Source organism: Microbispora sp. NBRC 16548, from assembly GCF_030268985.1.
Lineage (GTDB): Bacteria > Actinomycetota > Actinomycetes > Streptosporangiales > Streptosporangiaceae > Microbispora > Microbispora catharanthi.
On the sequence record NZ_BSSF01000013.1, the window covers coordinates 226,042 to 252,780 of the forward strand.

General features: G+C 71.8%; 25 protein-coding genes. 17 read left to right on the forward strand and 8 right to left on the reverse strand.

Annotated elements, in window-relative coordinates:
* Nucleotides 1–2 precede the first annotated feature (2 nt).
* A complete protein-coding gene (locus QSK36_RS31940) occupies nt 3–224 on the reverse strand; it encodes a hypothetical protein (protein WP_183533959.1) in 222 nt (73 codons plus the stop codon).
* Between the two features lie 90 nt (nt 225–314).
* On the opposite strand from QSK36_RS31940, the gene QSK36_RS31945 reads away from it, so the two are divergent.
* Together QSK36_RS31945 and QSK36_RS31950 are read left to right on the forward strand one after the other, a co-directional pair.
* On the forward strand, nt 315–950 hold the full coding sequence (locus tag QSK36_RS31945; protein WP_285784939.1) for a phosphoribosyltransferase: 636 nt from the start codon (nt 315–317) through the stop codon (nt 948–950).
* Between the two features lie 76 nt (nt 951–1,026).
* Nucleotides 1,027–1,479: a DUF2267 domain-containing protein gene (locus QSK36_RS31950; RefSeq protein ID WP_285784940.1), complete on the forward strand. Its 453-nt coding sequence runs from the start codon at nt 1,027–1,029 to the stop codon at nt 1,477–1,479.
* On the opposite strand, the gene QSK36_RS31955 is transcribed toward QSK36_RS31950, so the two are convergent.
* Complete coding sequence (locus QSK36_RS31955; RefSeq protein WP_139579966.1) at nt 1,449–1,661, reverse strand: DUF1918 domain-containing protein; 213 nt, start codon at nt 1,659–1,661, stop codon at nt 1,449–1,451. The two genes, QSK36_RS31950 and QSK36_RS31955, sit on opposite strands and share 31 nt — an antisense overlap.
* A gap of 2 nt (nt 1,662–1,663) precedes the next feature.
* Nucleotides 1,664–2,785 (reverse strand): fructose-1,6-bisphosphate aldolase/phosphatase, encoded by a 1,122-nt coding sequence (gene fbp, locus QSK36_RS31960; RefSeq protein WP_183533965.1) that lies wholly within the window; start codon nt 2,783–2,785, stop codon nt 1,664–1,666.
* Nucleotides 2,786–2,885: 100 nt separating this feature from the next.
* Between fbp and QSK36_RS31965 the strand changes: the two genes are divergently transcribed.
* The 6 genes from QSK36_RS31965 (at nt 2,886) to QSK36_RS31990 (ending at nt 10,062) form a co-directional block, all read left to right on the forward strand.
* On the forward strand, nt 2,886–3,317 hold the full coding sequence (locus QSK36_RS31965) for a CBS domain-containing protein (protein ID WP_183533973.1): 432 nt from the start codon (nt 2,886–2,888) through the stop codon (nt 3,315–3,317).
* Nucleotides 3,318–4,631: an acyltransferase family protein gene (locus QSK36_RS31970; protein WP_183533975.1), complete on the forward strand. Its 1,314-nt coding sequence runs from the start codon at nt 3,318–3,320 to the stop codon at nt 4,629–4,631. It abuts the gene before it with no gap.
* Nucleotides 4,628–5,509, forward strand: coding sequence for a YihY/virulence factor BrkB family protein (locus QSK36_RS31975; RefSeq protein ID WP_285784941.1), 882 nt, complete (start codon nt 4,628–4,630; stop codon nt 5,507–5,509). Before QSK36_RS31970 ends, QSK36_RS31975 begins: the two co-directional genes overlap by 4 nt.
* An 81-nt stretch (nt 5,510–5,590) precedes the next feature.
* Nucleotides 5,591–6,796, forward strand: coding sequence for an AI-2E family transporter (locus QSK36_RS31980; protein WP_285784942.1), 1,206 nt, complete (start codon nt 5,591–5,593; stop codon nt 6,794–6,796).
* A 52-nt stretch (nt 6,797–6,848) separates the two neighbouring features.
* Nucleotides 6,849–7,529, forward strand: a complete 681-nt coding sequence (locus QSK36_RS31985; RefSeq protein ID WP_285784943.1) for a hypothetical protein — start codon at nt 6,849–6,851, stop codon at nt 7,527–7,529.
* 97 nt (nt 7,530–7,626) lie between these two features.
* Nucleotides 7,627–10,062 (forward strand): HNH endonuclease signature motif containing protein, encoded by a 2,436-nt coding sequence (locus QSK36_RS31990; protein ID WP_285784944.1) that lies wholly within the window; start codon nt 7,627–7,629, stop codon nt 10,060–10,062.
* A gap of 176 nt (nt 10,063–10,238) precedes the next feature.
* Here the strand turns inward: QSK36_RS31990 and QSK36_RS31995 are convergent, their stop codons facing one another.
* Both QSK36_RS31995 and QSK36_RS32000 read right to left on the reverse strand, forming a co-directional pair.
* Nucleotides 10,239–11,081 carry a hypothetical protein gene (locus QSK36_RS31995; protein ID WP_285784945.1) on the reverse strand — a complete coding sequence of 281 codons (843 nt, stop codon included), beginning with the start codon at nt 11,079–11,081 and terminating at the stop codon, nt 10,239–10,241.
* Between the two features lie 68 nt (nt 11,082–11,149).
* Nucleotides 11,150–14,317 carry a heavy metal translocating P-type ATPase gene (locus tag QSK36_RS32000; RefSeq protein WP_285784946.1) on the reverse strand — a complete coding sequence of 1,056 codons (3,168 nt, stop codon included), beginning with the start codon at nt 14,315–14,317 and terminating at the stop codon, nt 11,150–11,152.
* A 174-nt stretch (nt 14,318–14,491) separates the two neighbouring features.
* Here QSK36_RS32000 and QSK36_RS32005 point away from each other — a divergent pair, with 174 nt between their 5' ends.
* Nucleotides 14,492–14,692 (forward strand): heavy-metal-associated domain-containing protein, encoded by a 201-nt coding sequence (locus QSK36_RS32005; protein WP_183533987.1) that lies wholly within the window; start codon nt 14,492–14,494, stop codon nt 14,690–14,692.
* Nucleotides 14,693–14,868: 176 nt separating this feature from the next.
* Nucleotides 14,869–17,808, forward strand: a complete 2,940-nt coding sequence (locus QSK36_RS32010) for an AfsR/SARP family transcriptional regulator (RefSeq protein ID WP_285784947.1) — start codon at nt 14,869–14,871, stop codon at nt 17,806–17,808.
* Between the two features lie 31 nt (nt 17,809–17,839).
* Here QSK36_RS32010 and QSK36_RS32015 read toward each other — a convergent pair whose 3' ends face one another.
* Nucleotides 17,840–18,112 carry a cation transporter gene (locus QSK36_RS32015; protein ID WP_183533991.1) on the reverse strand — a complete coding sequence of 91 codons (273 nt, stop codon included), beginning with the start codon at nt 18,110–18,112 and terminating at the stop codon, nt 17,840–17,842.
* 118 nt (nt 18,113–18,230) lie between these two features.
* Between QSK36_RS32015 and QSK36_RS32020 the strand changes: the two genes are divergently transcribed.
* The 3 genes from QSK36_RS32020 (at nt 18,231) to QSK36_RS32030 (ending at nt 22,241) form a co-directional block, all read left to right on the forward strand.
* Complete coding sequence (locus QSK36_RS32020; RefSeq protein WP_183533992.1) at nt 18,231–18,959, forward strand: ABC transporter ATP-binding protein; 729 nt, start codon at nt 18,231–18,233, stop codon at nt 18,957–18,959.
* 5 nt (nt 18,960–18,964) lie between these two features.
* Nucleotides 18,965–21,505 carry an FtsX-like permease family protein gene (locus QSK36_RS32025; RefSeq protein WP_285784955.1) on the forward strand — a complete coding sequence of 847 codons (2,541 nt, stop codon included), beginning with the start codon at nt 18,965–18,967 and terminating at the stop codon, nt 21,503–21,505.
* 139 nt (nt 21,506–21,644) lie between these two features.
* Nucleotides 21,645–22,241: a hypothetical protein gene (locus QSK36_RS32030; RefSeq protein WP_285784948.1), complete on the forward strand. Its 597-nt coding sequence runs from the start codon at nt 21,645–21,647 to the stop codon at nt 22,239–22,241.
* A 57-nt stretch (nt 22,242–22,298) separates the two neighbouring features.
* On the opposite strand, the gene QSK36_RS32035 is transcribed toward QSK36_RS32030, so the two are convergent.
* On the reverse strand, nt 22,299–22,943 hold the full coding sequence (locus QSK36_RS32035; RefSeq protein WP_285784949.1) for a hypothetical protein: 645 nt from the start codon (nt 22,941–22,943) through the stop codon (nt 22,299–22,301).
* Between the two features lie 233 nt (nt 22,944–23,176).
* On the opposite strand from QSK36_RS32035, the gene QSK36_RS32040 reads away from it, so the two are divergent.
* The 4 genes from QSK36_RS32040 to QSK36_RS32055 all read left to right on the forward strand — a co-directional run bounded on the left by QSK36_RS32040 (nt 23,177) and on the right by QSK36_RS32055 (nt 26,240).
* Complete coding sequence (locus tag QSK36_RS32040; RefSeq protein WP_225897795.1) at nt 23,177–23,590, forward strand: VOC family protein; 414 nt, start codon at nt 23,177–23,179, stop codon at nt 23,588–23,590.
* 90 nt (nt 23,591–23,680) lie between these two features.
* Nucleotides 23,681–24,754 carry a patatin-like phospholipase family protein gene (locus QSK36_RS32045; protein WP_285784956.1) on the forward strand — a complete coding sequence of 358 codons (1,074 nt, stop codon included), beginning with the start codon at nt 23,681–23,683 and terminating at the stop codon, nt 24,752–24,754.
* The gene (locus QSK36_RS32050) at nt 24,751–25,536 is read left to right on the forward strand and encodes an NAD(P)H-binding protein (protein WP_285784950.1); all 786 of its coding nucleotides are present in this window, start codon (nt 24,751–24,753) and stop codon (nt 25,534–25,536) included. Before QSK36_RS32045 ends, QSK36_RS32050 begins: the two co-directional genes overlap by 4 nt.
* Before the next feature lie 113 nt (nt 25,537–25,649).
* On the forward strand, nt 25,650–26,240 hold the full coding sequence (locus QSK36_RS32055; RefSeq protein ID WP_183533997.1) for a dihydrofolate reductase family protein: 591 nt from the start codon (nt 25,650–25,652) through the stop codon (nt 26,238–26,240).
* A 29-nt stretch (nt 26,241–26,269) separates the two neighbouring features.
* Here QSK36_RS32055 and QSK36_RS32060 read toward each other — a convergent pair.
* Nucleotides 26,270–26,739 (reverse strand): beta-xylosidase family glycoside hydrolase (locus QSK36_RS32060; RefSeq protein ID WP_285784951.1); only part of this gene is annotated, 470 nt, incomplete at its 5' end.

Genomic DNA, 26,739 nt, shown 5'->3' on the forward strand with positions numbered 1-26,739 from the left:
GTCTATGGGCCTTCGCTCTCTTTCGGCTGGATCAGGCCGGCCGCGAGCAGCAGTTCGTGGGCGAGCCGGGCGGCGTGCTCGGGCCGGGCCCGCCCGGCCTCCTCCAGCGGCCCGCCCTCCAGGCCGCCCGCCAGCACCCGGACGACCTCGGCGAGCGTGCGCACCTGCCGTTCCGTCGCGTCGAGCCTGGCTCTCAGCTCGTCGATCTCTTCAGGATGGGACATGCTCCAAGTCTTCCCCGGGCCCTTCGGCCCTACCGCGGACGGCGGCGGGGGCCGACGGTGAAAGACAGGGTGAAAGGCAGGGTGACCGCCGTGTTCGTCGATCGTCGTGACGCGGGCCTGCGCCTGGGCGAGCGGTTGCGCGGACTCCAGGGGGCGGAGGACGCGGTCGTCCTCGGGCTGCCCCGAGGGGGCGTGCCGGTGGCGTTCCAGGTGGCCAGGGCCCTCGGCGCCCCCTTGGACGTGATCGTCGTACGCAAGCTGGGCGTGCCGTACCAGCCGGAGCTGGGCTTCGGCGCCATCGGCGAGGGCGGGGTGCGGGTGGTGAACCCCGACGTCGTACGGCTCGCCAACATCACTCGCGCCGAGATGGCCGAGGTGGAGCGCCGCGAGCGGGCCGAGCTGGAGCGCCGCGCCCGCCGCTTCCGGGCCGGCCGCGAGCCGGTGGACCTGGCCGGCCGCACGGCGATCGTGGTGGACGACGGGATCGCGACGGGCGGGACGGCCCGCGCCGCCTGCCAGGTGGCCCGCGCGCACGGGGCCTCCCGGGTGGTGCTCGCGGTGCCGGTCGGCGCCCCCGAGACGATCGCGAGCCTGCGCAGGGACGCCGACGAGATCGTCTGCCTGGACACGCCCGACCACTTCTACGCGATCGGCGCGTGGTACGACGACTTCACCCAGACGAGCGACGAGGACGTGGTCGAGTGTTTGCGGCTTGCCGCAGAATAGGGACCATCGGCCCTGGTAGAAGACGTGGCCGGGTGCGCAGCGTGGGATGGAGTGACTGTTAGCGGAGGAGGACGTCATGTCCACCACCCATCACGTGCACAGCCTTGACCACACGGTCCAGACGACCAACCGGTGGTTGGCCGCCCTCGCGGGGGCCATCGGCACCGAGGACAGGGAGTTCGCCCACCGCGTGCTGCGGACCTGGCTGCACGCCGTGCGCGACGGCCTCACGGTGCCCGCCGCGGCGCACCTCGCCGCGCAACTGCCCGACCTGCTGCGCGGGATCTACTACAACGGCTGGGATCCCACGGCGGTGCCGATCCGCCGCGACCGCGAGGAGTTCACGGCCCATTTCGCCGCCACCGGCCGCATCGCCAACGCCGACGTGCCCAAGCTCGCCAGGGCGGTGACCACGGTGATGTACGAGGAGCTGACGCCGGGGGTGGTCGACCACGCGCTCGGTCAGCTACCGCGCGAGGTGCGCGACCTGCTGGGTGGTCAGGGGCTCTCCGGCACCCGCTCCCAGTAGTGCTCGATCCGGGCGTCGGGCCCGGGATAGAAGCACAGCGTCTCCCGCTCCTCGTCGAGCCATCGCACGAGGTAGGGGGGCGAGCCGTCGGTGTGATAGAGCGCCATCACGATCCCGATGCGGCCCGCCCTGCCCCGATGGATGCTCTCGACGATCAGGCGGTCGCCGACCGACGCTTTCATGGTCACGACCCGACCGGGGTCGCGACCTCGGTCGTGATCGGCGTCCAGCGGTGTGCCAGGCGCTTGGTGATGGAGGTCATGGTCGTGTATTCCAGGTCCTCCAGCGGCAGCCGGTGCGGCTCGAACGGGCCGTGGCGACGCAGGTAGTCCATCACCTCGACGGCCTGCCGCCGGGCTCCGTCGAACGCCGGGTCGTCGAACATGTCGCGCGGGCCGATCAGCCGGCCGTCCTTGATCTGGAAGCCGAGCGCGACCACCCGCGGCGGGCCGTCGAACCGCGACGGGTGCGCCTGTCCGGTGGCCACCGGCATCAGCGGCGCGTGGTGCGAGCCGCGCATGCACCCGGCCACCGAGTAGGCGAAGGCGAACGGCTCCAGCGCCTCGCCCACGGCCGGCAGGCCCGACTGGCAGCGCACGATCATGACGGGATCGTCCTTGCCGACGTACTTGCCGGCGATCAGCGACAGCCGCTGGGTGCTGGTCGCCGCCGCGGTCATGCCCAGCGTCTTGGAGCGGACACTGTGGATCACATAGCGCGCCGGGGCGCCGATGTACATCAGCATGTCGTACAGGTCCGCCGGGCAGTCGAAGACGATGCGCCGCTCCTCGTACAGGTCGTACACCTCGAACGCGAACCCGGCGTGCATCTTCTCGTCGATCACCAGCCCGGCGGTGTTGGACGGGTCGGCGAACATCTTGTACAGCGGGAGGTTCCACGCGCCCGGCTCGGTCTTGTCCGCCAGGAAGCACAGCACCGGCTCCGACGGCCGCTCCTCGAACTCCAGCTCCGCGTAGCCCGGGCCCATGCCGCGCAGGTTGCCCGAGAAGGCGTCCGACAGCAGGTCCTGGCCGGCGCCGTACAGGCCGAGTTCCTTGGCGAGGTGGGTGGTCGCCTGGAAGGTGTCCCAGGCGAAGGAGTGGATCAGCCCCGCCTCCTGGCCGTAGGTGTGGGTCATGATGAGCGAGATGTCGTCACCGCAGCTGTCCACGTGGCCGTCGATGAGGAGTCCGGAGGACTTCGCCCGCTCGATCTCCCGCCTCGCCTCGGCCATCAGCCGGGGATGGACGGCGGTGTGGCCGACGAACCCCCCTGTGTCGGCCTTGATGATGCTCAGCGTGATCATGGGGATCACCTCCATCTCCACGTTTATTCGGACTTGGGGGGATAAATAGGGCATTAGGTCACAAGCGGGGCGGACTTCCGTACGAGGGGGAGAGCCGGCCATGAAGATCAAAGATGTCATGTCCACGCCGGTTGTCGTGGTCCCGCCGATCACCCCGGTGCGGGACGTCGCGCGGCACATGGACTACTCGGGCGTCGGCTGCGTCGTGGTGTCGGAGGGGCGGGGCATCGCCGGCATAGTGACCGACCGTGACCTCGCCGTACGGGTGCTCGCCCAGGACAGGGACGGGGATACGCCGGTCGGGCAGGTGATGTCGGAGCACCCGGTGGTGGTTCAGGCGGAGGACGAGGTCGAGGTGGCCTTCGACACGTTCCGCCGCCACTCCTTCCGCAGGCTCCCGGTGGCCGCAGAGGGAGGCGTGGTCGGCATGCTGACGATCGACGACCTGCTCCTCCAGATGCACCAGCTCACCGCCGACCTGCTCACACCGGTGGTCAAGGAGATCAGCGAGCCGCAGCATCAGAGCGACTAGATGTTCACACCGCTGCGGCGTGCGGCGGAGCGCACGCCGCCCGGCCGCGACCGTCACATCGACCTGCTGCGCGCCGTCGCCATCGCGCTGGTGGTCCTCGGGCACTGGCTGGCCGTCGTGGTGACGTACGGCGAGCGGGTCGGAGGCGACACGGTCCTCGCGTTCGTCTCCTGGGCCAGGCCGCTCACCTGGCTGTTCCAGGTCATGCCGGTCTTCTTCCTGGTGGGCGGCTTCGCGGGAGCCGCCTCGCTCGGCTCCTACCGGCGGCGGGGCGGCGACGCGATCGGCTGGTTCCTGTGCCGCACCGACCGCCTGATCCGCCCGACGACGGCGTTCCTGCTCACCCTGGGCGGCGCGGCCCTGCTCGCGCTCCTCCTGGGGACCGACCCCGCCACCGTGGGCATGGGAGTCTGGCTCGCCTGCCTGCCGTTGTGGTTCCTCATCGCGTACGTCACGGTCGTCCTGCTCACCCCGATCCTGCTCGCGCTGCATCGCAGGGCGGGCCTCGCGGTGCCCGCCGCGTTCGCGGTGGCGGTGGCGTTCGGCGACGCGGCGCGGCTGCTCGGCGGCCCGGCCGTGCTCGGCGCGGCCAACTACCTGCTGGCCTGGGCGGCGGTCTACCAGCTCGGCATCGCCTGGCGGGAGGGGGCCCTGTCCGCCCGTCCCCGCGTGGCCGTGCCCATGATCGCGGGTGGCCTGGCGGCGCTCGTGCTGCTCACCGTCCCGGGGCCATACCCGGTGAGCATGGTGACCGATCCCGGCGACCGCCTGCAGAACACCTCGCCGCCGACGCTCGCGCTGCTCGCCCTGGCGGTCGCGCAGACGGGGATCGCCCTGCTCCTGCACGATCGCGGTGGCCGCATGCTGCGCCGTACGCGCCCGTGGACGGCCGTCGTCGCGGCCAACTCCGTGATCATGACGGTGTTCCTCTGGCACATGACCGCGGTCGTGATCGCCGTACCCGCCCTCTACATCACCGGCCTGCTGCCGCAGCCGCCTCCCGGATCGGCTGCCTGGCTGCTCCTGCGCGTGCCCTGGCTCGCGTTCCTGACGGCGACCCTCGCGGTCCTCGTCGCCCTGTTCGCCTTCATAGAGCGGCGTGCGGGCCCCTGCCCGGCACCGGGCGCCGGGAAGACGGGGGCGGGGACGGTGGCCGTGACCCTGGCGGGGACCGGCCTGGTCGTCGCGGGCCTGCTCGGCGCGGCGCTCACCGGCTCGGCGGGCCTGCCCGCGCCGATGCTCCCTGTTCACTTCGCCGTCTATCTCTTGGGCGCCGCGCTGCTGCGGGCCGCCCGATCACCGCACCGGCCATGAGAGTGCCGGTGGAGGACTGGAAGAGGATCGCCGGGCGGGTGCGAGAGGAGGCGAAGCGGGAGCGGCTGTCCCTGCTGGCCGCCGGCATCGCCTTCTGGGGGACGCTGTCGATCTTCCCGATGCTGCTGGTCGTGGTGTCGGTCTACGGGCTGGTGGCCGACCCCCGGCAGGCGGCCGGGCAACTGGCGTCGCTGACCCGGCCGCTGCCCGGGCCCGTCGCCCACCTGCTGGTCTCCCAGCTCGCCGCCGCCGTGCGCGCCGGAGAGAGAGGGCTCAGCACCAACCTCGCGCTGAGCCTCGTCGGCCTGCTGTGGGCGTCGTCGAGGGCCGTCCAGGCGCTCATGCGAGGCCTGAACACGGTGTACGGAGGCCGGGAGAGTCACGGCCTCGTCGGCACCCGTCTGCTGGCGCTGCTCTACACGGTCGTGGCGATCGCCGGAGTGTCGGTTCTGCTGGCGCTCGTCGCCGCGTTCCCGGTCGTGCTGGGACACATCGGCCTCGGCCGGGTGGCCCGGGCCGCCGTCTCGGTGGCGCGTTGGGCGGCGCTCGTCCTGCTCATCGGAGCGGGACTGGCGCTGCTCTACCGGTTCGTGCCCGGCAGCCGCCGGGAGTCGCGGTGGCGGTCGGTCACCTGGGGGGTGGGGCTCGCGATGCCCGCCCTGGTGGTGGTCTCGGCGGGCCTGTCGGTCTTCGTGACCGGCTTCGGGCGCTTCAACCAGACGTACGGCGCGGTCGCGGCCGTGGCCGTGCTCATGCTCTGGCTGTATCTCTCCACGCTGATCGTGCTGCTGGGCGCCGAGGTCAACGGAGCGATCGAGCGCCATCTGGGGGACGCGGCTCTCACCAACCAGGGACAAAAGGGCGACTTGTCCGGATAAATCCGTGTCAAGTGACCTTGATGGGGCAGCAGTGGGGGCGTGTCCGACAGCGGTCTATCCCCAGGAAGCGGCATCTCCAGCGTGTTCCCCTCGCTCCCCGGCCAGGGGGAGACAGCGCCGGAGACGACGCCGGAGCCGACCGGCTCTCCGGCGACCCCCGACCAGTCCCCGGACGGCGTGAGCCGGCCGGGCGTCGATCGCGTCGATCACGGCGGCGACGGTGCGATGGCCTCCGACCGGCCGTTCGGCCTGCCGGGACGCCCGCTGCGCAGCAATCCGTTCATGTTCGGCCTGACCGGTGCCCTGGGCGTGCTCACCGCATGGCTTCTGGTGCAGGCGATCGCCAGCGCCGGCTCGGCGCTCGTGCTGATCGTGGTCTCGCTGTTCCTGGCCATCGGCCTGAACCCCGCGGTCGAGGCGCTCCAGCGGCGCAACCTGTCCCGCCGCCTCGCGATCACGATCGTGTTCGGGTCGGCCATCGCGTTCTTCGTGGTCTTCGGGCTCGCGGTCGTGCCGCCGCTCACCGAGCAGACCACGGGGTTCGTCCGGCAACTGCCCGACTACGTGCAGCAGCTCCAGAACCACCCGCTGATCCGCTCGGTGGACGAGCGCTACCAGATCCTCGACAAGATCCAGCAATACGTCGCGGGCGGCGGGCTGGCCACCCAGATGTTCGGCGGCCTCCTCGGTGTGGCGAGCATAGTGATAAGCGCGCTGTTCAGCGCCTTCACCGTGCTCGTGCTCACGCTCTACTTCCTCGGGTCGCTCAACTCCATCAAGGAGACGGCCTACCGGTTCGTGCCCCGCTCACGCCGTACGCGGGTCCGCCTGCTCGGGGACGAGATCATCAACCAGATCGGCGGTTACGTCGCGGGCAATCTGATCATCTCGCTGATCGCCGGCGTGGTGACCTTCCTGTTTCTGGCCATGCTGAAGGTGCCGTACGCGCTCGCGCTGGCCATCTTCGTCGCGGTCACCGACCTGATCCCCCTGGTGGGCGCGGTCATCGGCGCGGTCGTCGCCTCGGGGGTGGGCTTCCTCTCCTCGGTGCAGGCCGGCATCGCCTGCGTGATCTTCTTCGTCGTCTACCAGCAGGTCGAGAACTACTGGATCTCCCCGAAGGTGTTCAAGTCGTCGGTCGACGTGCCGCCCGTGGCGACCATCGTCGGAGCCCTGCTCGGCGGGGCGCTGCTCGGCATCGTCGGGGCCCTGCTCGGCATCCCGCTGGCGGCGGCCCTGCTCCTCCTGGCCCGCGAGGTGGTGCTGCCCCGACAGGACCGGCTGTAGCCGTTTTCGGAAGAGGGGTGCCGTCGCGTGCCCGCTGAGGGAAGCTCGCGTCATGCGACTTCCGTACCGAATCGCGGGGCTATGGGTGCGTGTGGCGTTGCTGGTCGTGCTGCTGTGGGGCGCTCTGGTGAGCGTGCTCAGCATGACCCCGCGCGAGCGCACCCTGGCCGACTTTCACACCGCGCTCCGGACCGGGCAGGTCACGTACGTCATCTACTACGGCACCCCGGTGGATCTGCGGTGGTCGACGGGCCCTCTGTTCTGGTATCACGCCGACCGCTCCGTGAACGGGGCCTACACCCCCCGCAAACTCCTGCGCGACCTGAACGCCACCGTTCCCCGCCCGGAGGCCGCGCTCGCTCACGCGCGCCAAGGGCTCTTCTCGGGCTGGCCGTTCCTCGTGCCGTTCCACGGCGCGACCTGGCTCGTCGGCGGGGCCTGGATCGCCGCGCTCTTCATCATGATCGGTACGGGCCGGCCCAGGCTGGGAAACAGATGGGCCTGGTTCTGGCTGTTCACCGTGGGCGAGGTGGGCGCGATGCTGTTCCTTCTCCTCGAACCCCGCTCGCTGTGGCGTGGGCTGGAGGCGCAGGATCCGGTTCCCAACCCGATGGGCGCAGGTAGTGGCTGCGTGCTGGCTCTCTGTCTCAGCCTGGCGATCCCCGTTCTCGTCGTGGTCGGGCTCTCCCAGGTGTTCCACACCCTGCTCGATCTCCTCTCCGCTGCCCCGTAAGCCTGTAGCTCCAACAAATCGTGGTACGCGGTTGCTCAGAGTGAGGTTGACGGGAGAAAATTAAAACAGAATTTCGAATTGCTTGAAGGAGGGTGTGATGGATCTGTTCGACTTGGATCCCGAGCACCATCGTCATTCGAATAACTCCGATAGCTCTGACGACTGGTGGGACCGGTTGACCGCCGATTCCCCTCTGTGGTCGTCCGAAGGATCGCTCGCCCGCGAGCACTTCCCGATCGCCGGCCCCGAGCCGCGACAGGACACGAGCCGGGACACCGCCGACGGCGCGCCCGGCGCCGACAGCGCCGGTGGTTGTGGGGCCGACGCAGGTCGGGACAAGGGCCGGTCGTCGTGGGTGTTGGTGGGTTCTGTGCGTGAGTCGGCGCAGGCGTTGGCGTTGGCGGCGGTGCCCGACGATGCGGACATCTGCCTCGCCGAGGCTGAGGATCTGCTGTTTGCGCGGGATCGGATCACGTGTGCTCTTGCTGATCGGGTGGGGCGGGTGCATGGTGCGGGGCAGGCCAGGCGGCATGGGCATGCCTCCACCCGCAGTTGGTTGCGCACCGCCGGAGGGGTGAGCGTGGCGGGGGCGCGGCGCCTGCTCACGTTGGCGGTGGAGTTGGCGCGTCTGGCGCGGGTGCGGGAGAAGTTCGCCGCCGGGGACTTGGCGGCGGGGGTGGTGGAGGCGATCTGCATGGCCACCGCGCAGTTGAGCGACGAGCACGCCAACCTGGCTGAGCCGATTTTGCTGGAGCTGGCGGGTAAGGCGGGGGCGGCGGAGGTGGCCAAAGCGGGCCGCTACCTGCGGGCGGTGCTCGACCCCGACGGGGAAGAACGCGACGAGCAGGCGGACTACGGGCGGCGGTTCCTGAGGGTCCGCCCCGCGAAGGGCGGGGGCGTGGAGGGGGAGTTCTACCTCCCCCGTGAGCCTGCCGCCCGGCTGCTGACCTTGCTCAGCCTCTACGCCAAGCCGAAGGCCGAGGGGGACGATCGGCCGTTGCGGGTCCGCCAGGCGGATGCGTTCATCGCTCATCTGGAGGAGAAGATCGCCGCCGAGCTCCTGGTCCTGGTCACCGCCGAGTCCCTCCCCACCGACCCCCAGCCCGCCGACCCTCAACCCGCTGGCCCCGGCACCGACCATCCCGAAGACATTGACGACGCCCAGGATGCCCAGGATGCCGCGGCCGACGAGGACGCGGAGGGCGCCGAGGACGGCCGGGATAGCGAGGACACCAGCGCGACCGGCCACACCGGAGGCGCTGACGACCCCGGCGACGTGGGCAGCACCGACGCTGCCGCACCTGCCCAGGATGAGGGCCCCTGCCAGCCAACTGACCCCGGCACTGCCGAGGCCGAGGCAGATGCCGGTGTAGGTGGCGATGTCAGTGCAGGTGGCGATGCAGCCGGGGACGCTGTCGCTGAAAGCGCCGGCTTTGACCTTGCCGGCACCGGCCCCCGCGATGAGGAGCCTCGCGATCCCGGAGCCGATGAGCACGGGACCTGTGAGCGCGGGACCTGCGAGCACGGGGCCGATGAGCGCGGGACCTTCGAGCATGGGACCGATGAGCGTGGGACCGGCGGGCGCGGGGTTCGTGAGCAGCGGGCCAGCGGGCACGACACCGCGAGCGCCGCCTCTGCCGAGGGCGATGGTGACACGATCACGGGCTTTGCCGAGGGCGACGACACCGCACCCGCGAAGGGCGGAGGCCGCGACCGTGGTGCGGCCCAAGCTGAAGCAGACCCCAGGCGCGCAGCAGCATGGCCTACCTGCGGCGGTAGCACGCGTTCGCACGCAGCGCCTCTGCACACAGCGCCTCCGCACACAGCGCAATTGCCGGATCCTCCTCCCGAGGACGCCTCCGCGCACGCCCACGCAGGGCATCGGTCTGCGGGGGACTGCCGGCATGGGCAGGGCACGCCTGAGGACAACGGCCACGAGCATTGGAAGCACGGCGAGGGCGAGGGCGGGTGCGGCGGCGAGGCACAGTGCTCGCGTGCGACAGGGACACCGCCGGGGAGGCCGCCGGGAACAGCGCCTGGAACAGCGCCAGGCACGCCGCCGGGCGTGCCAGGATCGGAGCCGGGCAGGCCAGCGGGAACAGCGCCAGGGACGCTGCTCGGAACAGCGCCGGGGGCGTTGCTGGCGACCGGGCAGATGCTGCCGGTCTCCAGCGTGCACCGCCTTGCCCGCACATCCACCCTGGTGCGCCTGGTCATGGACGCCGAGGGGCAGGTGCTCGACATGGGCCGCAAGGTCCGCCTGGCCACCCCCGCCCAGCGCAGGGCCGTTTTCGCCCGCTACGCCACCTGCTGGATCGACGGCTGCCCACTCCCCGCCACCATGTGCCAGATCGACCACGCCGACAACTGGAGCAACGGCGGCCTCACCGACCTCAAACTCCTCGGCCCCGCCTGCCAATTCCACAACCGCGACCGCTACCAGCACCCCGACCGCTACACCCGCCGCAGGATCGGCACCGACCGCTGGGCCTTCACCTACCAGCCCACCCGCATCAAGCGGCTACGTATCTAGCGAGCCGGGTGGCGGCACGGACACGCGCAGACCAGGGTGCCGGGGCCAGGGTGCCGGGCCGGGTGCCGTGGCCGCTGGCGCTCCGCGCGGCGGTGGCGTTCGTGTCGCCTGGCAGCGGTGTCGCCTGGCAGTGGTGTCGTCTGGCAGTGGTGTCGGCGGCACCGGACAGTCCGGGGTCAGCCCTTCAGCTCCCGGACCCGCTCCGACGGGGGTGCGTTGACCACGCAGGTTGCCCAGTCCGAGAAGGTCATCTCGGTCCGTGTCTTGGCGGACAGGACGGAACGGACCGGACGCCCGCTCAGGTCCACCCACAGCTCGTAGTCGGCGGAGGGACCGAGATCGCCGACGATGCGGGCACGGAGCCGTGCCTGTGCGGCCGGGTCGCCTGCCCGCACCTTGGCGTACTCCTCCTCGGTCCGCTGGTCGAGCGGCATGGGGTTGGTGTAGGCGATGTAGGCGGGGAGATTCAGGCGTTCGACGGCTCGGTGCACGTCGATATGGACGGTGTAGTGAATCGTGTGGGGGCTGGTGCCGCCATCGATGCTCGCAGCCGTGAGGCGGCCCGTATTGATCAGGAGCGCGTGTGCGCGGTAGCCGTCGATCAGGTTGGTGGCCATCATGGCGAGTGTCCCGATGCCGAGCAGGTTGTACGGCTCGTAATAGTCGGTGACCTTGTCGAAGTACTTCCCGGGAGCGACCTCGGAACCGATCGGCATCTGGAAGTAGGTGGCGTTCCGCGTCCTGATGAGACGGCCGCTGAAGCCGTCTCCGAAGTCCGCCGACAGGTCGGTCGGCGAGCCGGTCTCGGCACCGCACGAGATGAGCGTGACGCTGATCCCACTGGAGCGCAGCACGCGCTTCACGGTGGGGTGCGTGGCCAGATAGTCGCCGACCAGCGTCGCGATCGCCGCGACGGACCTTCCGGGCGGCAGGGTGGCCGTGGACCCGGCCGTCATCGGGCCGACCGTGATGACCAGGAGGATGACCAGGAGCAGTCGGCGCACATGCATGCTCTGCACGTCCGAGCATGGTGCCGTACGGACGTGCAGAGCCTGCGAGTCGTTCTGTGCACGTTTCGTGCGCGTTCCTAACGGGCCTCCAGGGTGAACGTCGTGGTGAGGACCCGGCCCTGGGCGTCGCGGAACTGGGCCCACAGGCGATACAGGCCGGGGCGGGGGAACCGGGCGTGCAGGCCGAGTTCGGGCCCGAAGGTCTGGCCCGGCAGGGCGAAGACGGGGCGGCCCTGGTCGTCCTCGGCCTCCGCGTGCTCGTGGGCGAACCCCTTGCCGTCGAGCGGCATGATCACGACGTGGCCTGCGGCGGCCAGGTAGGGGCGCAGGCCGGAGACGGGCCTGCCGGTCGCGGCGTCGGCGAAGCGGAAGGTGAGGTCGCTCCTGCCGCCGGCCGCGGCCTCGCCGGTGAGGGTGACCCGGAGGCCGCCCACGACCTGCTCACGGGGAGACGGCGACGTGGTGTTCGAGCTGGTGAAGACATCGGGGCGGCCGATCGTGATCTCCTGATGGTCGAGCACGTCGGTCATCTCCCCGCGCCGCCGGAACTCGGCGTTGACGAGGTAACGGCCGGCGGTCGGGAAGGTCAGCCGGACGGAGAACTCGCCGGGCCGGCCGATGGGCTCGGGGTGGACGTGGGCGAAGGTGCCCAGGTCCGCCCGGGTGGCGATGAAGTGCATCCACGCCTCGTGGCTGCGTACGACGTCGTCGACGGGACGACCGGTCGAGGGGTCGGTCAGGCGGATGCGCACGGTGGCCGGGACGCCCGGGGTGACGTCATGGGGGACCCGGACGTCCATCCGGACGCCGGCGTCCTCGGCGGGCACGGGTTCGGTCTCGGCGGTCATCATCACGCTCATGGCCGGACGCATCGGCATGCCGGTGTTCTCCACCCAGGCGAGCACGCCGTTCATCCCGCGCTGCGCCGCCTCCGTACGGCTGAGCGCGGTGAACCCGGCGCCCACGGCCACCGCGAGGCAGGCGATGCCCGCGAGATAGCCCCAGTCGGCGAGCCGGGACACTCCGGAGCCGGGCCGGAACCGGCGCAGGCGCAGCGCGTTCGTGACGACGCTGACCGAGCTCATCGCCATCGCGGCGGCGGCGAGTGAGGGGTCGAGGAGCACGCCGTTGACGGGGTACAGCACACCGGCGGCGACCGGGATCAACAGCACGTTGTACGCGAACGCCCAGGCGAGTCCCTGCTTGATCGTCCTCACGGTACGCCGGGACAGGTCGATGGCCGAGACGATGCCGCGCAGGTCGCCGCCGACGAGGGTGATGTCGGAGGCCGCGATGGCGACGTCGGTCCCGGTGCCGATGGCGATGCCGAGGTCGGCCGTCGCCAGCGCCGGGGCGTCGTTGATCCCGTCGCCGACCATGGCGACGACCGCGCCGCTCTCGCGCAGGGCGGCCACGCGGGCCGCCTTGTCCTCGGGCCGTACGTCGGCGATCACGTGGTCGATGCCGACCTGCCGGGCGACGACATCGGCGGTGGCCTGGTTGTCGCCGGTCAGCATCCACACCTCCAGGCCGAGCGCGCGCAGCCGATCGACGGCCTCGTGGGACTCGGGCCGGATCGTGTCGGCCACGCCGATCAGTCCCGCGAGGCGGCCGTCGAGGGCGACGTACACGGGGGTCGCGCCGTCGGCCGCGGCCTCGGCGGCCACCTGCTCCAGCTCGCCGACGCTCACGTCATGGCGGCGCATGAGTGCGGCGTTCCCGATGAGTACGGCCCTGCCACCCGCCCGGGCCTCCACGCCGTGGCCGGGCAGTGCCTCGAATCGCTCCACCTCGGGCAGGTGGAGCCCGCGGTCCCAGGCGTGCGTGACGATCGCCTCGCCGAGGGGATGTTCTGAGCCCGTCTCGGCCGCGGCGGCGCACGCGAGAAGCTCGTCGGCGTCTCCGCCCGCGACGGTGACGAGGCGGGTCACACCGGGACGGCCCCGGGTGATCGTGCCGGTCTTGTCCAGGACGACCGTGGTGAGGCGGCGGGCCTGTTCGAGCGCGTCACCGCCGGAGATCAGGATGCCCAGCTCGGCGGCCTTCCCGGTGCCCACCATGATCGCCGTGGGGGTGGCGAGGCCGAGCGCGCACGGGCAGGCGATGATCAGTACGGCGATGGCGGTGCCGATGCCCAGCGTGAGCCGTCCCTGGTCGGGGCCGAAGACCGCCCAGACGGCGAACGTGAGCGCCGCGACGCCGATGACGGCGGGCACGAACCACCCGGACACCAGGTCGGCCAGGCGCTGAAGGGGCGCCTTCGACCCCTGCGCCCGCTCGACCAGCCGGACGATCTGCGCCAGCGTCGTCTCCTGCCCGACGGCGGTGGCCCGCATCACCATCGAACCGGTCCGGTTGATCGTGGAACCGATCAGCGGATCGCCCTCGCGCCTGCGCACCGGCATGCTCTCACCGGTGATCATGCTTTCGTCCACGGTGGAGACGCCGGCGGTCACGATGCCGTCGACGGGGATCTTCTCGCCCGGGCGCACCCGGACGAGGTCGCCGACGGTCACGGTCTCGACCGGGACCGGGACCTCGGTGTCCCCGCGGAGCACACGGGCCGTCTTCGGCCGCAGCCCGAGCAGTTCCCTGATGGCGGAGGTGGTCCGCTTCTTGGCCCTGGCCTCCATCCACCGCCCCATGAGGACGAGCGCGATGACGACGACGGAGATCTCGAAGTACACGTGCAGCGGCAGCCCCAGCCGCTCGGCCGCGGCCGGCCACAGCGTGACGAACGCGCTGTAGCCGTACGCCACCGTCGTGCCCATGGCGACGAGCGTGTGCATGTTGACCGCGCCGTGCCGGGCCGCGGCCCAGGCGGCGCGGTAGAAGGGACGGCCCGCCCAGAACTGCGCGGCCGTCGCGACGACCAGCAGCAGCGGCATCAGCCAGTCCATCGCGTCGATGGGCAGCGGCAGGTACATCAGCACCATCATCGACAGCCCGGCCGCGAGGGTGACCTGCCAGGTGCGCTTCAGCCGGACGACCTCCCGGTCCGGCTCCGGCTCCGGCTCCGGCTCGGGAATCTCCGCGGTGTACCCGGCCCGTACGACCGACTCGGCGAGCGCCTCGACGGTGACGCGGGCGGGGTCGTAGGTGACGGTGGCGACCTCGGTGGCGAGGTTCACCTCTGCCGCCGCCACGCCGTCCACCCGGGTGAGGGCCTTCTCCACCCTGCGTACGCAGGACGCGCAGGTCATGCCGCCGATGTCCAGCGTGCGCATGCTCGTCACGACCGTCATCGCTCCACCTCCTGATCGAAGAGCTTCGAGGCGACGGTCGCGCGCGGCGCTTTCCCCCCGCTGCCCATCCCCTGTCGACCTGACGAGGCCTGACGAGGCCTGACGACAGGGTCCGGACAGCGGCGCCGGGCACGGTGCTTGCACAACGCTTTCCTGGATGTCGAAGGAGTCAGGATGAACCAGCTCGTGCTGTCCGTGCCCGCGATCAGCTGCGGCCACTGCGTCAAGGCGATCGCCGAGTCCGTCGGCGAGGTGCCCGGCGTGGGCTCGGTGGCCGTCGACTTCACCGCCAAGACCGTGGTGGTCACCGGCCCGGCCGACCCCGCCGCCGTGCGTGAGGCCATCGCCGAGGCCGGCTACGAGGCCGCAGAATGAGCCTTCCTCGGTCTGCCCCGGCAGCGCGCCCGCGGCTCGTTCGTGCTGGGGTGGATGGGCCGGGATGCCCACACCCTGGCTGACCGGCTCGTTACCATCGAAATCAATCCCGACAAAACGCTCATCGCCCCTTAATATTGGGCAGCCCGGCGGAGCCTGGGGTGATGAGGAGTGACATGCCGAACACGGCCGTGACGTTCGCGGTTCTCGGGCCCACCGAGGTGCGGGGGCCCGGCGGCCGCGCGGCGGCGCTGCCGCCGTCCGTGCGGGCCCTGCTGGCCCGGCTGGCCCTGTCGTGCGGGCGCGTGGTGCCGGTGGACGGCCTGACGGACGCGCTGTGGGGCGACGAGGGCGACGACCTGCCGGCCGACGCGGCGAACGCCCTGCAGATCCGGGTGTCGAAGCTGCGGCGCGCCCTCGCCGCCGCAGGGCTCGGCGCGGACGTCCTGATCACGCAGGCCCCGGGATACCGGCTGGCCGTGCCCCCGGACGCCGTCGACGCGCACGTGTTCGAGCGGCTGCTCGTACGGGCGCGGGAGGAGACGGCCGCAGGGAACGTCACCGCCGCCCTGGGCGGCCTGGACGAGGCGCTGCGGCTGTGGCGGGGGCCCGCGCTGGCCGACGTCGGCCAGACGACGTGGGCGACGGCGGAGAGCACCCGGCTGGAGGAGCTGCGGCTGGGCGCGGTCGAGGACAGGTTCGAGCTGCTGCTGGAGTCCGGCGGGCACAACGAGGCGGTCGCCGACATCGAACGGCTGGTGGCGCGCCAGCCTCTGCGGGAGCGGCTGCACCGCCTGCTGATGCTCGCGCTGTATCGCGGCGGGCGGCAGGCGGAGGCGCTGGCCGCCTACCAGGCGCTGCGCCGCGGTCTCGCCGACGAGCTCGGTATCGACCCGTCTCCGGAGCTCCAGGCGCTCGCCGAGGCCATTCTCCGTCAGCAGGTCCCGTCCCCTCCGAGCGAGGAGCCGCAGCGGCAGCCGCAGTCACAGTCGCAGTCGCAGGCACAGCGGGTGCGCGGTGACCGGCTGCCACGGCGGCTGACGTCGGTGATCGGCCGCCAGGACGACGTGGCGGCGGCGCTGGAGCGGCTCGCGGAGTCGCGGCTGGTGACGCTGACCGGCCCGGGCGGGATGGGCAAGACGACGCTCGCGTTCGAGATCGCCCGCAGGGCAAGCGAGACGCCGGACGAGACGCAGGCCGACCGCGTGCTGCTCGTCCGCCTGGCCGCTCTGGAGCCCGGGGCGGATGTGGCCGCCGCGTTCGCCGCCGAACTGGGCGTGCCGCCGCAGGGCACCGCGACGGCCGACGCGGTCGAGGAGCACCTACGCGACGGCCGCACGCTGCTCGTGGTCGACAACTGCGAGCATCTGGTGGACGACGTGGCCGCCCTCGTGGAGCGGCTGGCCGCCGCCTGCCCGCGGCTGCGCGTGCTGGCCACCAGCAGGGAGGCGCTCGCGATCCCCGGCGAGGTGCAGGTCGCGGTCGGTCCGCTGGACGTCACGCACAACGACGGGCCCGCCGTGCGGCTCTTCGCCGAGCGGGCCCGTGCCGTACGGCCCTCGTTCACGCTCGACGAAGAGACCGCTCCGGTGGTGGCGTCCATCTGCCGCCGGCTCGACGGCATGCCGCTCGCCATCGAACTGGCCGCCGCCCGGGTGAAGGCGCTGTCTCCGGCCGACATCGAGGCCCGGCTGGCGGACCGGTTCTCGCTGCTGACCGCGGGACCGCGCACCGGAGAGGCACGCCACCGCACGCTGCGCGCCACCCTCGACTGGAGCCACGACCTGCTGTCGGAGGCCGAGCGGCGGCTGCTGCGCCGCCTCGCGGTGTTCCGCGGCGGCTGGACCCCGGCCGCCGCCGAGGAGGTGTGCGCCTTCGGCGGCGTCGGCCGGGGAGAGGTGCTCGACCTGCTGTTCCGGCTGGTCGACCGGTCGCTCGTGGTGCCGGAACCGGCCGCCGGGCGGTTCCGGCTGCTCGTCACCGTACGCGACTACGCGTGGGCCCGGCTGGAGGAGGCAGGGGAGGTCGCGGAGTGCCGCGACCGCCACCTCGCCCACTGCGTGCGCCTCGCGGAGGAGCACGGGCCGCGCGTGCGCAACCTCACCGTCTACACCCGGCTCTACGACGAGCACGACAACTTCCGCGCGGCCGTGGACCATGCAGTCGACAGCGGCGACGTCGAGAACGGTTTCCGGCTGGCCTGCGCGCTCGTGATGTTCTGGAACTACGGCGTGCGCCACGAGGGCACCCGGGCGCTGACCGCGCTGCTGGAGAACGGCGGCGGGTCCGCCGCCGCACGGGCCCGGGCGCTGCAGGGCATCGGGCTCCTGCACGTCTACTATCCGACCCCGCGCTCGGTCGCCGCCACCGAGGAGAGCCTCGTGGTCTTCGAGGAGCTCGGCGACGTACGCAACGCCGCGATCTCCCGGCTCGTGATGGCCTGGGCCGGCCAGTACGGCGGGGACCCCGGGCACTACCGCGCCCTGATCGAGCGGAGCCGGCGTGAGCTGGGCGACTCCGACGACGGCTGGTGGCTGGGCATGACGGAGTATCTGGAGGCGCTGCTGGCCCTGCGCGTGGGCGACTTCGAGGACGCGGTCGTCCGGTGGCGGCGCAGCCTCGACCTCGCCAGGGCCGTCGGCGACCGCATCATCGGCAGCGCGATCCTCGCGCATCTCGGCATCGCCCTGCGCGAGTCCGGGCGGCGGGAGGAGGCCCTGGCCGTCCTGCGGGAGTCCGTGGACGAGGTGCGCGGCCGCAACTCCCTCCACGGGCTGACCTTCGCCCTCGTGCACACGGCGCACACCCGGCTGGACGTGGACGAGGGCGACGACGTCACGGCGCTGCTCGCCGAGGCGGACGACGTCGCGCGACGGGCACGCAACCCCCGCTGCCAGGCGTGGGCTGCGTGGGGGCGGGCGCGCATGGCCCGGGTGCGCGGCGACGCCGGCTCCGCCGTCCGCGAGTGCCGAGACGCGCTGGCGCTGCTGAAGGAGGGCGAGTTCCCCTGGGCCAGGGCCCGCCTGTGGTCGTTCCTGGCCGGCTGCGCGGAGGAGGCGGGCCTGCCCGACGAGGCCGCCCAGGCCCGCGAGACGGCCGCCGCGCTCACGGGCTGACGCTCACGGGCTGACGCTCACGGGCTGACGTTTACGGGCTGAGCGGCTCGCCGCGCCGGTGCTCGCACCGGTCGCCCGAGAATCCCGCCGCCGCCAGCGCCGCCCGCAATTCGGCGTCCAGCTTCCCCGCGTCCACCCCGCCGCGTACGCGCAGCAGACCCCGGGCGGCGTCGACCTCGAACGCGGTGACACCGGGAACGTCGCGCACGTGCCTGCTCAGCAGGCGCACGCATCTGCGGCACAGCAGGGCCGGCACGCACACGGTCAGCCACTCTGTCGTCTCCTGACGGCTCTGGTCTGGCATGCCGTCCAGCCTGCCGCCCCGCTCTGGCGGCCCGCTGTCCGTCCGCTGTCCGGCACCACCCGAGGGCCGGCAAGACCGCGACCAGCCCGCCGACAGTCTTGGCCGTGATGCTCGCCCCATGACCGTCACTGAGACACCCCTGCGTACCGACGTCGCCGCGCTGGCCCGCGACGTCGTGAAGATCTACGGCCGCGGCGACACCGCCGTCCGAGCCCTCGACGGCGCCACCCTCTCGATCCCCGCCGGGCGGTTCACCGCCGTGATGGGGCCCTCGGGATCCGGCAAGTCCACCCTGATGCACGTCCTGGCCGGGCTCGACACGGTGGACGAGGGGCAGGTGCTCATCGGGGACGCCGACCTCGGCCGGCTCAGCGAGCGGCAGCGCACGCTGCTGCGCCGCGAGCACGTGGGCTTCGTCTTCCAGAGCTTCAACCTGGTCCCCACGCTGACCGCCGCGGAGAACATCATGTTGCCGCTGACCCTCGCCGGGCGGCGGGCCGACCAGGCATGGATCGACGAGATCGTCGCGATGCTCGGGCTGGGTGACCGGCTGCGGCACCGGCCCGCCGAGCTGTCCGGCGGGCAGCAGCAGCGGGTCGCCGTGGCCCGGGCGCTGGCCGCCCGGCCGCGGATCGTCTTCGCCGACGAGCCGACCGGCAACCTCGACTCCCGGGCGGGGGAGGCGCTGCTCGGGTTTCTCCGCCACGCCGCCCGCGAACTGGGCCAGACCATCGTCATGGTCACCCACGACGCGAACGCCGCGGCGTACGCCGACCAGGTGGTCTATTTCGCCGACGGCCGCGTGGCCGGCATCGAACACGCCCTCACGCGCAACGAGGAGAAGTGATCGCGATGTGGCGCCTGATCGTCCGCAACACCGTCGCCCGCCGGGGCAGGCTGGCGCTGACCCTGCTCGCCGTCCTGCTCGGCGTCACCTTCGTCACCGGCAGTCTGGTGCTCACCGACACCTCCCAGGGGCTGCTCGACGACCAGTTCCGTACGGCCACCGCGGGGGTCGACCTGACCGTCCGCGACGCCGCCGCGTTCGACTCGGCGATGGGCGTGGAGGTCGAGCGTGACCCGCTGCCCCCCGAGGTCGTGGACCGCGTCCGTGCGGTGCCGGGCGTGGCCGCCGCCACCCCCGTCGTACGGGGCCAGGGGCTGCTCGGCGTCGCCGGGAAGACCATCGTCCCGGCGGGCCCGTCGCTGCTGCTGTCCTGGGAGCCCGCGCCGGTCGGTGCGTTCACCCTGCGCGCCGGGCGTGCCCCGGCCGCCGAGGGCGAGGTCGTGGTCGACGCCGCGACCGCCCGCCGGCACCGCATCGGCCTCGGCGCCGAGGTCACCGTACGGGCCGAGCGCACGGAACGGCTCCGCGTGGTGGGGCTGGCCGGGTTCGGGTCGGCGGAGGGGCTGCCCGGCACGACGGTCGCCCTGGTCGCCCTGCCCGCCGCGCAGCGGCTGCTCGCGCTGGACGGGAGCGCCTCGGAGGTCGCCGTCGTCGCCGCGGACGGCGCCGACGCCCAGCGGCTGCGCGCCGCGGTGTCGGCCGCGCTCGGGTCCGGGTACGAGGTCTCCTCCAGCCGGGACGTCGCCGCCTCCAGTGCGGCGGCGGCCAAGACGCAGATCTCCTACCTGCAGGTGATGCTGTACGCCCTGGCGGCGGCGGCCCTGCTCGTCGGCGCGTTCCTCATCGCCAACACCTTCTCGATCGTCGTCACGCAGCGCACGCGCGAGCTGGCCGTCCTGCGGGCGGCCGGGGCCACCGGCGGTCAGGTCATGCGCTCGGTGCTCGGCGAGGCCCTGCTGGTGGGGCTGGCCGCGTCCGCTGCGGGCGCGGGCCTCGGCGTCGCCTGCGCGGCGGGGCTGCGCGATCTGGCCGGGGCCTTCGGGATGACGCTGCCCGACGGCGGCCTGGTCGTCACGCCCCGGACCCTGGTCGTCGCGTTCGCGGTCGGCGTCGGCGTCACGGTCCTGTCGGCGCTCGGTCCGGCCGGCCGCGCCGCCTCGGTGGCGCCGGTCGAGGCGATGCGGCGCGCGACGGCCGACGGGGTCTCCGGGCGGGCCGGCTGGGGCCGCACCGTCGTCGGGGCGGTTCTCACCGCGCTCGGCGTGGCCGGGCTGTCGATCGTCCTGGCCGGGCCGGGGTCGGTCGTCGTGCTCGGCGAGGCGGCGGTGAGCACCGTCGTGGGGCTGGCCCTGCTCGGGCCGGCGGTCGCCCCGGGCGCGATACGGCTGCTCGGGCGGCCGCTCGGCGCGGCCGGCGTTCCCGGACGGCTGGCGCGCGAGTCGGCGGCGCGGGCGCCCCGGCGCACCTCCGCGACCGCCCTGGCGCTGGCCTTCGGCCTCGCGCTCATCAGCTTCACGACCGTGCTGGGGACCTCGATCAAGGACTCGACCGCGCGGTCGTACACCGAGGTGATCACCGCCGACTACGTCGTGGAGAGCGCCCGCAACGAGATGCTGGGCGGGCTGCCCGCGCACGCCTATCACCACGTCAGCGAGTTGCCGCAGGTCGCCGTGGCCTCCCGGCTGCGCTACGGCCACTGGAAGGACGGCCGGTCGACCGAGGCGCTCACCGCGGTCGACCCGGTCACGCTGGCCCGCGTCACCTCGCTCCACATGGTCGCCGGACGCCTGGACGCCGTCGCGGACGGCGGGGTCGTCCTGGCCGCGAACGTCGCCAGGGAGCGGCACCTGAAGATCGGCGACACCCTGGCGATGACGTTCTCCCGCACCGGGACTCGGCGCCTCCCGGTGGTCGGCCTGCTGCGCGACCGGGACGCCCAGGCGCTGTCGACCGGCTACGTGATCTCGCTGGACACCTTCGAGCGGAACTACCGTGAGCACGTCGACGCGAGCGTCTTCGTCAAGGTGGCCGACGGAGTGAGCGGCGCGGACGCGAGGAAGGCCATCGAACGGGCCCTCGCCGACGCCCCTACCGCGCAGGTGCGCGACCAGGCTGCGGCCGTCGCCGGGCGGAACGCGATGATCGACCAGGTCCTCGGGCTGGTGACCGCGCTGCTGATGCTCACCGTCCTGATCGCGTTGATGGGCATCACCAACACGCTCGCCCTGTCCATCATCGAGCGGACCCGGGAGCTCGGGCTGCTGCGGGCGGTCGGCATGACCGGCGCCCAGATGCGCTGGATGATCCGTGGTGAGGCGGTCCTCGTCGCGGCACTGGCGATCGTCGCCGGGCTCGGCCTGGGCGTCGCCTTCGCCGCGGGAACGGTCACCGCGCTGGGCCGCACCACCGAGGCCACCCTCGCGCTGCCGGTCGGTCCACTCCTGCTCGTCGTCGCCGTGGCCGCCGTCGCCGGCCTGCTGGCCGGGCTGCTGCCGGCTCGCCGCGCGGCCAGGCTCGACCTGCTCACCGCCATCGCCACGTCCTGACTCTGCGGCGGAACGGCTCAGCGCAAAGAAGGGATCAGCATCCGCACAGCACATCGCACCCCGGGAGAAGAGAGGCGAAGTGAGGGGTATGAGCCGGATGCGTCGCTTGTGTACCAAAGCAAAGGCAGGTGTGGATCGGATGGGCGACAACAGGGCAGAAAGGTCCCGCGTCGTGGCGATGTTCGCCCGGCGTCTGGCCGTCGCCGCGCTCCTCATCGTGATGCCGGGCGTCGCGGCGGCGCCGCGGGCACTGGCGGCGCCGGTCCCTGCCGCCGGCCACGGCCCGCACGGCCATGGTGGTAAGGCTGGTCAGGGCGGCCACGGCGGTGAGGGTGGTCAGGGCGGCCACGGCAAGAAGGGCAAAAAGGGCAAGGAGAAGAAGGGCAAGGGCCACGGTCACGGCGGCGCCCACATCGGCGCCCGCCTCGCCGGTTTCGGGGGCGGCCTCGGCGGTGGTTTCGGTCACGGCGGCGGCGGCACGCAGCGCACGGCCGGCATGAACACCGCCAACGCGCCGACGATCAGCAGTCCGCCCTATCAGCTCAACACGGGCAAGCGCAACGTGAACGCCCCCGCGGGCAACAGCGCCGTCAACTTCGCCGGCGTCCAGCAGGTGTCGAGCGTCAGCGTCTTCACCGACTCCCTCAGCGGCAACTGCAGGGGCGGGATCAAGAACTGCTCGATCAACCAGAACCTGCGGGCCGCGGAGGACAGAGGCGGCAGCATCGGGCACTGACAGGAAACGGGCGTCTCCCACACGGAAGACGCCCGTCTTTTCAGTGATGCCCGTGGATCAGAGCTCGCCGCTCTCGATCGCCTGCTTGAGGGCCGTCTGCAACTGCTGGTGCGAGGCGGTGCCGTTCGCGGCGACGAAATCGATCAGCGAGGAGTCCGCCTCGAAGGTGAGGTTCTCCGTGACCCGGGTCTTCCCACCGGGCAGCGGCGTGAAGTCGATCTTCTGGTGCGTGACCACGTTGGGCTGCGACCAGCTGTCGGTCTCGTAGTAGAACCCGTTCGCGTGGAGTCGCTGCTGCGCGTGGGTCTTGCTGACCACGATCGTGCCCTCGTACGGGATCTCCTCGATCGCCGTGAGGTTGCGGTAGAGCGTGGGGGCCGCCAGCCACTCCTTGTGCGTGACGACCCGCTTCAGGAACGGGTTCCTGCCGATGTGGTTGTTGAAGTCGGAGTACTTGTAGAAGGTCGACGGCATCGGCGAGTCGATGTCGACGGAGATGCTGTTCGTGACCCGGCTGCGGCCCGAGTCGGGTGCGGGCGGGGTGGTGTCGGTGAAGTGGTAGGTGTCCCAGACGGTCTGCCACTCGGCGGCGATGTCGGCGTCGCTCTCGGTCGTGTCGGCGTTCGCGGGAGCGGACAGGGCGGCGAGGACGAAGGCCGCGGCGAACATCTGGGCCGCGGCCACTCGCAGGATCTTTCTCACATGTACCTCGAGAAGAGGAGAAATGGTACGAGTGATCTTCTACCGCAACCGCAACCTGTTACAGAAGAGCCCATGCCGAATCAGTCACGTGCAGAGGGCGGTGTCGAGGGCGCTCATCAGATGGCCGAGTAGCCCATGATGTCGCCGCCGTGACCCCAGGCCTGAGCCTCTTCGGATACGCCACGCGGAAGATTCCCTTGGTGCCGGCCGCCGAGACGAGCATCGTTGGATCCATGAGCACAACGAACATGCGCGTCAAGGGTTTCGATCATCTGGTGCTGACCGTGGAGGACGTCGAGCGGTCGCTGGCGTTCTACTGCGACGTCCTCGGCCTCGAGCCGGTGCGGGTCGACGAGTGGCGGGCCGGAAAGGCGCCCTTCCCCTCGGTGCGGGTGTCGCCGGACACGATCATCGACCTGCTGCGCGGCGACCGCGGCGAGCCGAACGTCGACCACTTCTGCCTGGTCGTCGAGCCGCTGGACTGGCAGGAGGTCGTCGACTCCGGCGCCCTCACCGTCATCGACGGACCCGGCCCCCGGTTCGGGGCGCGCGGCGTCGCCACCTCGGTCTACCTGAAGGACCCCGACGGCAACGTCATCGAACTGCGCTGGTATCCCCAAGACAGGGCGCAGGACAAGGGGGAATGAGGGTTCGGTCGTGATGGCGCGGCGCCGGGGCCCGGGCCGTCCGAACGCGGTAGATCCGGGTGAGGACGGTCGGAAGAAGGGCTGGTGCCGATGGCCGGGATGGACAGGCGGGCCGACCTGGTGCTGGAGGGCGGCGGCGTCAAGGGCGTGGGCCTGGTCGGCGCGCTGCACGAACTGCACGCCGCCGGATACCGGTTCGGGCGGGCCGCCGGCACCCGGGTCGCCGGGACCTCCGCGGGGGCGGTCGTGGGAGCGCTGGCCGCGGCAGGGATGCCGCCGGAGCGCATGCGCGAGCTCCTGTTCGGCGTCGACTACCGCAGGTTCAGGGACGCGTCCGCCGTGGAGCGCGTCCCGCTGGTCGGCAGAGGGTTCTCGCTGCTGTCCCTGCTGTTCGAACGGGGTGTGTTCGAGGGCGACTACCTGCGGGAGTGGCTGGGGAACGAACTGGCCGACCTGGGTGTCGAGACGTTCGACGACCTGACCCTCGACGACCCGGCGCCCTGGATGGGCGAGGACCAGCGCTACAGCCTGGTGGTGACGGCCACGGACGTCACCCTGGGCCGGCTGGTGCGCCTGCCGTGGGACTACCGGAGCGTCTACGGCGTGGCGGAGCCGGGCAGACAGCGGGTGGCCGACGCGGTCCGCGCCTCGATGTCGATCCCCTTCTTCTTCGAGCCCGTCACGATCGCCGATCCCGGCACCGGGCTGGTGTCGACCCTGGTGGACGGCGGCGTGCTGTCCAACTTCCCCATCGACACGCTCGACCGGCCGGACGGGCGGCAGCCGCGCTGGCCCACGTTCGGGGTCAAGCTGCTCCCCGCGTTCCGGGAGGACACGCTCAGGCTGCCGCTCGTCGGGGCTCCCCACCTGCCCGCCCTGCGGCTGCTGACGTCCCTGGTCGGGACCGCGATCGTCGGCCACGACCAGACGTACCTCGACCAGCCCTGGGTCAGGGCCCGCACCATCCAGGTCGACACCGAGGGCGTGGGGGTGGTCGACTTCGACCTCGACGAGCGGCAGAAGCTCCACCTCTACCTCAACGGCCGGACGGCCGCGGCGGCCTTCCTGTCCACCTGGGACTGGGACGACTACCGCGCCCGTTACCGTCCCCCCGCGAAAACCGGTGGCAGGGTCGAGACGGCCGGGAGTCTACTTGGCCCATGATCATGATCTCGGCCGCCTCCGGCGCGCTCGGCCGCCTCGTCATCGAGCACTTACGCACCCGTACGGAGGTGGTGGCCGCGGTGCGCGATCCCGGCCGCGCCCCCCAGGGCGTGCCGGCACGCCGCGGTGACTACGACGACCCGGCGAGCCTGCGCGAGGCGTTCGACGGGGCCACCCGCCTCCTCCTGATCTCCTCTCCAGAGCTCGACACCGCCCGCAGGATCGGGCAGCACCTGAACGCGGTGACCGCCGCCAAGGAGGCCGGCGTCGGCGCGGTCGCCTTCACCAGCTTCCTGGGGGCCGGCACCGGCGCGACCGGCATGACAGAGGCCTATCACGCCACCGAGCAGGCCATAATCCGCAGCGGCCTGCCGTACACGTTCCTGCGCCACCCCTTCTACAGCGACGCGTTCGTCCCGCGGGTCGTCGAGGGTGAGATCACCAGCAGCACCGGCGGGCGCGGCCTGAACACGGCGTTCCGGTCGGATCTCGCCGAGGCGGCGGCAAACGTGCTGACCGGTGAGGGGCATCTGGGCCGGGCGTACGACTTCACCGGGCCCCTCTGGAGCTATCCGGAGGTGGCCGAGGCGCTCGGCGTGCCCTACCGCGAGGTGCCCGACGCCGGGCCGGGCCCGATGAGCTGGATCAACGGGCAGATCCGCGCGGGGATGCTGGAGCAGCGGACCGACGACCTCGAACGGGTGCTCGGCCGGCCTGCCGAGACCGTCGTCTCACGCGCTCTGCGAGCTTTGTCCGAACACTCGAACCGTCTTGACAATTAAATTTGTCGGTGGCTACCGTGGGGACCACGACGGAGCCGACGACGGCGCCGGCGGACACAGACCGGCAGACACAGACCGGCAGACACAGACCGGCAGACAAAGAGGAGAGCGCCATGCGCATCGTGGTCATCGAGTTCATGAGCCTGGACGGCGTCGTGCAGGCGCCGGGTGGTCCCGAGGAGGACACCGACGGCGGCTTCGCGCACGGTGGCTGGACGCACCCGTTCTTCGACCCGGAGACCATCGGTGGCGCCTTCAACGACACGGTGAGCAAGGCGGAGGGACTGCTCTACGGCCGTCGCACCTGGCAGAACATGGCCGCCGCGTGGCCCGCGCGGGCCGGTGACCCGTTCGCCGACCGGATGAACGCGATGCCGAAATACGTGGTGTCCGAGACGCTGAGCGACGACGAGCTGACCTGGAACACCACGCGAATCCCCGGCGACGCGGCCGTCGCCCGCCTCCGCGAACTGCGGGATGCGGGCGACGGCGACCTGGTCGTCATGGGGAGCCCGAGCCTCGTGCGCACCCTCCTGCACGAGGACCTGGTCGACGAGCTCCGGCTGATCGTCATGCCGGTGATCCTCGGCGGCGGGAAGACGATCTTCCCGAGCGACGGCCGGCGGCACAGGCTCGAACTCGTCTCCGCGGCCACCGGCGGCACCGGCGTGCAGGTGTGCACCTACCGCCGGGCCGTCGAGTAGTGAGGATCTTCCTTCTTGGTTCTTCCGTATCAGGGGGTGGTGAGGTCGAAGCGGTTGACGGTGACCGCGCCGCCCAGGGACTGGGTGGCGTAGTTGAAGATGGCGAAGCGGTAGCCCATGAAGAACTGCCAGGCGTTGCCCATGGTGAAGGCCGGTCCGAATGAGCTGAAGTTCACTCCGTCGGTGCTGTAGGAGAATTTCGCCTGCCGGCCGGTGCCCGGGCGGATGTCGGCGTTGACCCGCAGCCAGATCCGCCCGCCGGAGATGGGTGTGGAGGCGGCCTCGGTGCCGGTGGACGTGGTCTGCCAGCTGCTGTTCATGGTCAGGTTGTTGGTCGCGACCAGGCGGGTCTGGCCGTTGTCGCGTCGGATGCCGATCCAGGCCGATGAGTCGCGCAGCATCGCCAGTCCGGCCCGGTCACCGTCGCGCATGGCCGAGTAGTCGAGCTGGATCGTCGCGGTCGAGGACGGGCCCAGGATGCGGTGGGTCAGGGTGTTGC

Coding starts and splice junctions, on each gene's coding strand:
- QSK36_RS31970 (WP_183533975.1), top strand. CDS start 3,318: ATGTTCACACCGCTGCGGCGTGCGGCGGAGCGCACGCCGCCCGGCCGC.
- QSK36_RS31985 (WP_285784943.1), top strand. CDS start 6,849: ATGCGACTTCCGTACCGAATCGCGGGGCTATGGGTGCGTGTGGCGTTG.
- fbp (WP_183533965.1), bottom strand. CDS start 2,785: ATGATCACGCTGAGCATCATCAAGGCCGACACAGGGGGGTTCGTCGGC.
- QSK36_RS32030 (WP_285784948.1), top strand. CDS start 21,645: ATGGGCGACAACAGGGCAGAAAGGTCCCGCGTCGTGGCGATGTTCGCC.
- QSK36_RS32010 (WP_285784947.1), top strand. CDS start 14,869: ATGCCGAACACGGCCGTGACGTTCGCGGTTCTCGGGCCCACCGAGGTG.
- QSK36_RS31955 (WP_139579966.1), bottom strand. CDS start 1,661: ATGAAAGCGTCGGTCGGCGACCGCCTGATCGTCGAGAGCATCCATCGG.
- QSK36_RS32025 (WP_285784955.1), top strand. CDS start 18,965: ATGTGGCGCCTGATCGTCCGCAACACCGTCGCCCGCCGGGGCAGGCTG.
- QSK36_RS32020 (WP_183533992.1), top strand. CDS start 18,231: ATGACCGTCACTGAGACACCCCTGCGTACCGACGTCGCCGCGCTGGCC.
- QSK36_RS31950 (WP_285784940.1), top strand. CDS start 1,027: ATGTCCACCACCCATCACGTGCACAGCCTTGACCACACGGTCCAGACG.
- QSK36_RS32015 (WP_183533991.1), bottom strand. CDS start 18,112: ATGCCAGACCAGAGCCGTCAGGAGACGACAGAGTGGCTGACCGTGTGC.
- QSK36_RS32000 (WP_285784946.1), bottom strand. CDS start 14,317: ATGACGGTCGTGACGAGCATGCGCACGCTGGACATCGGCGGCATGACC.
- QSK36_RS31940 (WP_183533959.1), bottom strand. CDS start 224: ATGTCCCATCCTGAAGAGATCGACGAGCTGAGAGCCAGGCTCGACGCG.
- QSK36_RS32050 (WP_285784950.1), top strand. CDS start 24,751: ATGATCATGATCTCGGCCGCCTCCGGCGCGCTCGGCCGCCTCGTCATC.
- QSK36_RS32040 (WP_225897795.1), top strand. CDS start 23,177: ATGAGCACAACGAACATGCGCGTCAAGGGTTTCGATCATCTGGTGCTG.
- QSK36_RS31990 (WP_285784944.1), top strand. CDS start 7,627: ATGGATCTGTTCGACTTGGATCCCGAGCACCATCGTCATTCGAATAAC.
- QSK36_RS32005 (WP_183533987.1), top strand. CDS start 14,492: ATGAACCAGCTCGTGCTGTCCGTGCCCGCGATCAGCTGCGGCCACTGC.
- QSK36_RS32055 (WP_183533997.1), top strand. CDS start 25,650: ATGCGCATCGTGGTCATCGAGTTCATGAGCCTGGACGGCGTCGTGCAG.
- QSK36_RS31965 (WP_183533973.1), top strand. CDS start 2,886: ATGAAGATCAAAGATGTCATGTCCACGCCGGTTGTCGTGGTCCCGCCG.
- QSK36_RS32045 (WP_285784956.1), top strand. CDS start 23,681: ATGGCCGGGATGGACAGGCGGGCCGACCTGGTGCTGGAGGGCGGCGGC.
- QSK36_RS31975 (WP_285784941.1), top strand. CDS start 4,628: ATGAGAGTGCCGGTGGAGGACTGGAAGAGGATCGCCGGGCGGGTGCGA.